The sequence below is a fragment of the Streptomyces sp. NPDC029466 genome, from assembly GCF_055574515.1.
The window spans coordinates 1-8,182 of the sequence record NZ_JBVHZH010000014.1 but is presented as its reverse complement, the minus strand read 5'-3'; the positions used below and the strand labels follow the sequence as shown (position 1 = coordinate 8,182).

The following is an 8,182-nucleotide window of genomic DNA, read 5'->3' as shown; positions in this document are numbered from 1 at the left end:
GGGGGGGGGGGGGGGGGGGGGGTGGGGGGGGTGGGGGCTCCTCCCCCCCTCCTCCCCCCCCCCCCCCCCCCCCCCCCCCCGCTCCGACCCGTCCCCTCCCGTTGGGGGGTGGGAAGAAGGCCGGTGGGGGGTTGCCGTAAGTGGTCCGGTGCACCTCGTAGAGCCCGGATATCGCTTACGGCGGCCAGCCCCCACCCACCTGTACTCCTCCCCCAACGGGAGGGGACGGGCCGGAGGGACAGGGGTGTGGGACGTAAAGCGAAGCAGTCCCACACCCCTGCCCCGGAGGTCCGTCACCGCACCCGACAACCACCCGGCCCGCCGCAGGCGCAACGGCGAGAAACCACCACGGCGGGAAGGACAAAAACGTGGGATTCAAACCCCACGGCGGGAAAGCCGAAAACGTCAGGAATCCATACTGACCGTGAAGGAGAAGCGGTCCCCCCGATAATGGATCCGGGCGACATCGACGGCGCAGCCGTCCTCGTCGTAGCTCACGCCCGTGTAATGCAGGATCGGGCTGAGCAGCGGGACTTCGAGGAGGCGGGCGGTTTCCGGGTCGGCGAGCCGCGCCTCGACGGTGTCCGTGATCCGGCTGATATGGACGCCGACCGCGTCCCTCAGCACTTTCGTCATCGGCCAGCGCAGCAGATCCGCCGGATCGATCGCCGCGGCGACGTCGGGGCGGACGTAGTTGCAGGCGTGGTTCGTCGGCTCGCCCGTCTCCTCGTCGCTGCGCAGCCGGCGGAAGCCGGTCACCTCCGCCAGGTCCGGGAAGAATTCGGCCAGTTCGGGCGGTACCGGGGTGGGGCCGTGCTCCAGCAGTTCGGTGCGCATACCGGACTGCTGGGCCACGATGGCGTCCACGGAACCCAGCAGCCGCACCGGCGCACCGCGCTGGGCGCTCGGTTCGATGAAGGTGCCCCGGCGCCGGTGCCGGCTGATCAGGCCCTCCGTCTCCAGCTCCTTGAGGGCCTGGCGCATGGTCAGCACGCTGACGCCGTAGTGGGCGGCGAGCGCGTCCTCGGTGGGCAGCCGCAGCGGCGCCTCCGGGGAGCGGCCGAGTATGGAGGCGCGCAACGACTGCGAGACCTGATACCAGAGCGGCAGCTTGCGGTTCAGGGCGAGCGAGTCGGGAGCGAAGGTGGTCACGAGGTGTTCCCCGGTGTCACAGGCGGAAGTGGCGCTGGAGACCCTGCCATACGTCGTCGTAGCCGCGCTGAAGATGGCCGGCGTCCCGGGCCTGTTCGGTGAGCGTCAGCGGCCAGCGGGTCTCGAACATGAAGGCCAGACCGTCGTCGATCTTCTGCGGCCGCAGCTCGGCGGCGCTCGCCCGGTCGAAGGTCTCCTGGTCGGGCCCGTGCGCCGACATCATGTTGTGCAGCGAGCCGCCGCCCGGGACGAAGCCCTCCGCCTTGGCGTCGTAGGCCCCCTCGATCAGGCCCATGTACTCGGTCATCACATTGCGGTGGAAGTAGGGCGGCCGGAAGGTGTCCTCGCCGACCAGCCAGCGCGGTGCGAAGACCACGAAGTCCACGCCCGCCAGCCCCGGGGTGTCGGAGGGGGAGGTGAGCACGGTGAAGATGGACGGGTCGGGGTGGTCGTAGCTGATCGAGCCGATGACATTGAAGCGGCGCAGGTCGTAGACGTACGGGACATGGTTGCCGTGCCAGGCGACGACATCCAGGGGGGAGTGGTCGTAGGTGGCCGTCCAGAGGTGGCCGCAGAATTTGTTGAGGACCTCGACGGGGCCCTCGACGTCCTCGTAGGCGGCGACCGGGGCACGGAAGTCCCGGGCGTTGGCCAGGCCGTTGGCGCCGATCGGGCCGAGGTCGGGGAGCTGGAAGGGCCGGCCGTAGTTCTCGCAGACATAGCCGCGGGCGGTGTCGTCCAGCAGCTCGACGCGGAAGCGGACGCCGCGCGGGATCAGCGCCACCTCGCCGGGGGCGGCGTGCAGCAGGCCGAGTTCGGTGCGCAGCAGCAGCCCGCCCTGCTCCGGCACGATCAGCAGCTCGCCGTCCGCGTTGCCGAACACCCGCCGTTCCATGGAGGTGTTGGCGTAGTAGAGGTGGACGGCCATACCGGTGCGCTGGGTGGCGTCGCCGTTGCCGCCCAGGGTCCACAAGCCGTCCACGAAGTCGGCCGGTCCGGCGGGCTCGGGCAGCGGGTTCCAGCGCAGGCGGTTGGGGTCGGGGGCGCAGTCGGTGAACGGTGCCGAGCGGAGCGCGTGACGCTCGGCACGGACGAACGGCGGATGCGCGGCGGACGGGCGGATGCGGTAGAGCCAGGAGCGGAGGTTGTGGCCGCGCGGTTCGGTGAACGCCGACCCGCTGAGCTGCTCGGCGTACAGGCCGAGCGGTGCGCGCTGGGGGGAGTTGCGGCCCGTCGGCAGCGCGCCCGGGACGGCCTCCGAGCTGTGCTCGTTGCCGAAGCCGGTGTGGTACGCCAGCCCCTCGGCCGTCTTCCTCGCCTGCTCGTTGCCCGTGCCTGCCATCGCTTGCTCCCGCCGCTCAAGGAATCCTATGCAAGACCTTAGGATTGGGGTGGGGAGGCGTCAACGGAGAGACTTGGCCGCGTCGGCCGGATCACGCCGCTCATGTACCGCGGCCCGTGGAGGTGGGCAGGATGGTCGGGTGCCGAAGCCGACCCCCGACCCCGACCCGCCGCCGGCCGCCCTGCGCCGCGCCCCCGTCCAGCGGCGCAGCGCCCAGCGGCTGGCCAGAATCCTCGACGCCTGTGCCGAAGTGCTGGAGGAGACCGGGTACGAGGACTTGAGCACCCGGGCCGTGGCCGGCCGCGCCGGGGTCCCGATCGGCTCCGTCTACCGCTTCTTCCCCCATAAGCGCGCCATGGCCGAGGCCCTGGCCCGGCGCAATCTCGACGCCTACGCGGAGCGCATCACCGCCCGGCTGACCGCCCCGGCACACACCCCGCTCCGGTGGCGCCCGGCGATGGACGTGGTGGTCGACGAGTACCTCGCCATGAAGCGGACGGTGCCGGGCTTCGCCCTGGTGGAGTTCACCGTCCCCGCCCCGAGCGCCGCCCGGCAGGCCAACTACGAGGTCGCCGACCGGCTGCTGGCCCTTTTCGCCGGCCCGCTCGGTCTGGACGCCGCCGACGAACGGCTGCGCACCGCCTTCCTGGTCGGTGTCGAGACGGCCGATGCGCTGCTCCAGCTCGCCTTCCGTACGGATCCGGACGGTGACCCGGCCCTCGTCGCCGAGACCAAGCTGCTGCTGCGGGCCTATCTGTCGCGGTATCTGGACGGGGCGGATGCGGGGGAGGGGTGAGCGCCGGGCGGTGGGCGGCGCGGGTCCGGTGCGCCGGTTGTGCGCGGGCCCGTCCGGTGAGATCCCTATTGACCTGGGGTTTTGCTCGTATTGCTCGCGCGTCAAGACCTTGTTAACGAAACTTTGCGGGACCTAACGTCGCCTGAACCGCCACCCCCGGCAGATGTTCAAGGGCGAACGTGAGGTAACCCCTAATGCTGACAATCCTCGGATTTGTCATGATCGCCGCCTTCCTGGTGCTGATCATGATGAAGAAGATGTCACCGATGGCCGCGCTGGTGCTGATTCCCGCGCTGTTCTGCGTCCTGGTCGGACAGGGCGCGCACTTGGGCGACTACGTCCTCAAGGGCATCGGTGACCTGGCCCCCACTGCCGCGATGCTGATGTTCGCCATCATCTACTTCGGGGTGATGATCGACGTCGGGCTCTTCGACCCGATCGTCCGCGGCATCCTCAAGTTCTGCAAGGCCGACCCGGTGCGGGTGGTGGTCGGTACGGCCCTGCTCGCCGCGATCGTCTCGCTCGACGGCGACGGCTCCACCACCTTCATGATCACCGTCTCGGCGCTCTACCCGCTCTACAAGCGGCTGAAGATGAGCCTCGTGGTGATGACCGGTGTCGCCGCCACCGCCAACGGCGTGATGAACACCCTTCCCTGGGGCGGCCCGACCGCCCGCGCCGCCACCGCGCTCAAGCTCGACGCCGGCGACATCTTCGTCCCGATGATCCCCGCGCTGGCCGTCGGCCTGGTCGCGGTCTTCGCCCTCGCGTACGTCCTCGGCCGGCGCGAGCGCAAGCGGCTCGGCGTGCTGACCCTCGGCGAGACCGGGCCGGTGACCGAGACCGTGACGGCGAAGGAGACCGAGCAGGTCCTGGTCGGCGCGGGCACCGGCGGCACGGGCGGCGCCCCGGCCGAGGCGCGGCGCACCACCGGCGGCGCGGGCACCGGCGCCGACGACGAGCCGGCCGCCGGCTCCGGAGAGCAGGCCGCCGACGACGACGGCCTCCAGGTCCTGGACCCGCAGCGGGCCACCCTGCGCCCCAAGCTCTACTGGTTCAACGCCGCGCTCACCCTCGCGCTGCTCACCCTGCTGATCCTCCAGACGCTGCCGATCCCGGTGCTCTTCCTGCTCGGCGCCGCCCTCGCGCTCACCGTCAACTTCCCGCACATGAAGGACCAGAAGGCCCGCGTCGCCGCACACGCCGAGAACGTGCTCAACGTCTCCGGCATGGTCTTCGCCGCCGCGGTCTTCACCGGTGTGCTCACCGGCACCGGCATGGTCGAGCACATGGCCCGCTGGCTGGTCAGCGGCATCCCCGACGCGCTCGGCCCGCACATGGGCATCGTCACCGGCGTGCTCAGCATCCCGCTGACCTACTTCATGTCCAACGACGGCTTCTACTTCGGCATCGTGCCGATCCTCGCCGAGGCCGGCGCCGCCCACGGCGTCGCGCCCATCGAGATCGCCCGCGGCTCCCTCGTCGGCCAGGCCCTGCACATGTCCAGCCCGCTGGTCCCCGCCGTCTACGTCCTCGTCGGGATGGCCAAGGTCGAGTTCGGCGACCACACCAAATTCACCGTCAAATGGGCCGCACTGACCTCCCTGGTGGTCCTGTGTGCCGGTGTGCTCTTCGGCATCATCTAGATGACCGCCACCAACACCGCGAGGCCCGGCAGGAGTTGGCTGCTGCGTCTGGTCCTCACCTTCTCCTTCGCGCAAGGAGCGGTGAGCATGGCCAGGCCGGCCGTCTCCTACCGGGCCCTCGCCCTGGGCGATTGGGGTCTCCCCTGCTCGAACGTAGTTGAGAGCTTGGGGAAGAACGCGCCGTCGGCGTGATCACCGCCGTCTACGCGCTGCTGCCGCTGCTCGTCGCCGTACCGCTCGGCCGCCGCACCGACCACGGCCGCTGCGCCCCGCTGCTGGTCGTCGGGGTGGCGCTGATCAGCGGCGGCTGCGCGCTCAGCGGCCTGGCCGGCTCGCTGCCCGCCATGGCCGCCTGGAGCGGCGTGATGGGCCTGGGGCGCCTCTGCTTCGTCATCGGCGCCCAGTCGATCGTCGCCCGCCGCAGCGCCCCCGAGGACCGCGACCGCAACTTCGGCCACTTCACCATCGGCGCCTCGTCGGCCAGCTCATCGGTCCGGTCGCCGCCGGGCTCGTCATCTCCGAGCACGACGGCCGGATGGCCCCGACGAGCGCCACCGCCCTGCTGGTCTCCGGCGCCGTCGCCGCCGTCTCGTACGCCTCGCTCTGGCGGCTCGAACAGTGCGCCCGCACCGCCCCGTCCGCCGCCCCGGGCCCGGCGGCCGGACCGCCGGTCCCGGTCCGCGGCATCCTGCGGACCCGGGGTGTACCGGCCGGCATCTTCATGAGCCTGGCCGTGCTGTCGGCCACCGACATCCTCACCGCCTACCTCCCCGTCATCGGCGAGGACCGCGCCATCGCCCCCACCACCATCGGTCTGCTGCTCAGCCTGCGGGCCGCGGCCACCATCGCCTGCCGGCTGGTGATGACGCCGATGACCCGGTGGCTGGGGCGTACCGCGCTGATGGCCGTCAGCTGCGCGCTGGCCGGTGTGCTGTGCGGCGGTCTGGTGCTGCCGGTGCCGGTGTGGGCGCTGGCCGCGATGCTGCTCGCCCTCGGCTTCTGTCTCGGCGTCGGCCAGCCGCTGTCGATGACGACGGTCGTCCAGGCCGCCCCCGAACGGGCCCGCAGCACGGCGCTGGCGCTCCGCCTCACCGGCAACCGCCTCGGCCAGGTCGCCGCCCCGGCCGGCGCCGGACTGCTCGCCGGCGTCGCGGGCACCGCCGCGCCCTTCGTCCTGCACGGCGTGCTGCTGCTGACCTCCGCCGCGATGGCCGGCCGTACGGGGCGGGCGCCGGGCGGCGGAACCGCGAGCGGCGGCGGGGTGGCGAAGCCGGCGGCGGACGAGACCGGGCCGGCGGATGAGACCGGGCCGGCGGCGGAGGAGACGGCCGGGCAGGGGCGGGTGGGCCATGGCTCCGGCGGCCCGCACGTCGGCCCGAAGGGAACCATAAGCGCAGCTCGGCAGGGTGGTGTGCACAGCGGGCCGGGCAGTGGGCCGAGGCGTCCGTGGACCGCGGCCTCAACGCCGAGGTCCTCGACGCCGTCAAGGGCCTCGCCGACCGGACCATCGCCGCGGGTCACGGCAAGGCGGGATTCCTCAGTGTCATCGAGGAAATGCGCAAGCCGTCCGCCAAAGGGTGAGGGCGGGGGCATCTCCTAGGCTCGTGGCCACCGTCACCCACCAGCGGGTGGCGGTGGCCTGGCGGCGCAAAACTACCGGCGCTAGTTTAGGGCGGATGACCATCGGCCGGCGCGAGAGGACCACGACGTGAAGCAGTACGACGCGATGTACATCGACGGAAGCTGGCGGCCCGCCGAGGGCGGCGGGACGATCGAGGTCGTCAATCCGGCCGACGGGCGGGTCATCGGCACCGTCCCGGCAGGGTCCGCGCAGGACGTGGACGCCGCCGTGCGGGCCGCCCGCGCCGCCCTGCCGGGCTGGGCCGCGACCCCGCCCGAGGAGCGGGCGGACCGGCTGGCCGCTCTGCGCGATCAACTCGCCTCCCGCGCCGGGGAGATCGCCGAGACGGTCACCGCCGAGCTCGGCTCACCGCTCGCCTTCAGCACGGCGGTGCACGCCGGCATCCCGGTCGCGGTCTGCGGCTCGTACGCCGAACTGGCCCGTACGTACGCCTTCGAGGAGACGATCGGCAACTCCACCGTGCTGCACGAACCGGTCGGCGTGGTCGGTGCGATCACGCCGTGGAACTACCCGCTCCACCAGATCGTCGCCAAGGTCGCCCCGGCGCTCGCGGCCGGCTGCACGGTGGTGCTCAAGCCCGCCGAGGACACCCCGCTGGTCGCCCAGCTGTTCGCGGAGTGCGTCGACGCGGCCGGGATACCCGCGGGGGTCTTCAACCTGGTCACCGGCCTCGGACCGGTCGCCGGGCAGGCGCTCGCCGAGCACGACGGGGTCGATCTGGTCTCCTTCACCGGCTCCACGGCCGTCGGCAAGCGGATCGGTGCCCTGGCGGGCGCCGCGGTCAAGCGGGTGGCGCTGGAACTGGGCGGCAAGTCCGCCAATGTCATCCTGCCCGGCGCCGATCTGCCGAAGGCGGTCGCGGTCGGCGTCGCCAACGTCATGGCCAACTCCGGCCAGACGTGCAGCGCCTGGACCCGGATGCTGGTCCACCGGGACCACTACGCCGAGGCGGTGGAGCTGGCGACGGCGGCCGCCGCGAAGTACGTCCCCGGCGAGCGGATCGGCCCGCTGGTCAGCGCCGTCCAGCGGGACCGGGTGCGCGGCTATATCGAGCAGGGCATCGCCCAGGGGGCGCGGGTGGTGGCGGGCGGCCCGGAGGCACCCGGCGCCGGTCCCGGCTACTACGTCGCGCCGACGGTCTTCGCGGACGTGACCCCGGAGATGAGCATCGCCCAGGAGGAGATCTTCGGCCCGGTCCTGTCGATCCTGGCCTACGAGGACGAGGACGACGCCGCCCGGATCGCCAACGACACGATCTACGGCCTGGCCGGCGCGGTCTGGGCGGCCGACGAGGCCACAGCGGTCGCCTTCGCCCGGCGCCTGCACACCGGGCAGGTCGACATCAACGGCGGCCGCTTCAACCCCCTGGCCCCGTTCGGCGGTTACAAGCAGTCCGGCGTGGGCCGGGAGCTGGGCCCGCACGGCCTGACCGAATATCTGCAGACCAAATCGCTGCAGTTCTGATCCGGCCGGGGGGGGGGGGGGGAGAGAAGGCCCCCCCCCCCCCACCCCCCCCCCCCCCCCCCCCCCCCCCCCCCCCCCAGCCCCCCTCCTCCCCCCCCCCCCCCCCCCCCCCCCCCCCACCCCCCACCCCCCCGCCCCCC

General features: G+C 72.4%; 5 protein-coding genes and 1 pseudogene. 4 read left to right on the top strand and 2 right to left on the bottom strand.

What is annotated here, in order from left to right; genetic code table 11:
• Window positions 1–405: 405 nt before the first annotated feature.
• Window positions 406–1,152 carry a GntR family transcriptional regulator gene (locus tag ACZ4XD_RS13510; RefSeq protein ID WP_468041511.1) on the bottom strand — a complete coding sequence of 249 codons (747 nt, stop codon included), beginning with the start codon at window positions 1,150–1,152 and terminating at the stop codon, window positions 406–408.
• A gap of 16 nt (window positions 1,153–1,168) precedes the next feature.
• Window positions 1,169–2,494 carry a homogentisate 1,2-dioxygenase gene (gene hmgA, locus ACZ4XD_RS13505; protein WP_468041508.1) on the bottom strand — a complete coding sequence of 442 codons (1,326 nt, stop codon included), beginning with the start codon at window positions 2,492–2,494 and terminating at the stop codon, window positions 1,169–1,171.
• 139 nt (window positions 2,495–2,633) lie between these two features.
• Here hmgA and ACZ4XD_RS13500 point away from each other — a divergent pair, with 139 nt between their 5' ends.
• From ACZ4XD_RS13500 to ACZ4XD_RS13485, 4 genes and pseudogenes are all read left to right on the top strand, one after another.
• Window positions 2,634–3,290, top strand: coding sequence for a TetR/AcrR family transcriptional regulator (locus ACZ4XD_RS13500; protein WP_468041505.1), 657 nt, complete (start codon window positions 2,634–2,636; stop codon window positions 3,288–3,290).
• Window positions 3,291–3,484: 194 nt separating this feature from the next.
• Complete coding sequence (locus ACZ4XD_RS13495; protein ID WP_468041503.1) at window positions 3,485–4,936, top strand: CitMHS family transporter; 1,452 nt, start codon at window positions 3,485–3,487, stop codon at window positions 4,934–4,936.
• Window positions 4,937–6,248 (top strand): annotated as a pseudogene (locus ACZ4XD_RS13490) (MFS transporter); the annotation flags it as partial.
• Between the two features lie 396 nt (window positions 6,249–6,644).
• Entirely contained in the window at window positions 6,645–8,042 is a 1,398-nt protein-coding gene (locus ACZ4XD_RS13485; RefSeq protein WP_468041498.1) for an aldehyde dehydrogenase family protein, read from the top strand.
• Window positions 8,043–8,182 lie beyond the last annotated feature (140 nt).

Bases quoted from the DNA above. Each gene is read 5' to 3' on its own strand.
- hmgA (WP_468041508.1), bottom strand. From the start codon at position 2,494: ATGGCAGGCACGGGCAACGAGCAGGCGAGGAAGACGGCCGAGGGGCTG.
- ACZ4XD_RS13495 (WP_468041503.1), top strand. From the start codon at position 3,485: ATGCTGACAATCCTCGGATTTGTCATGATCGCCGCCTTCCTGGTGCTG.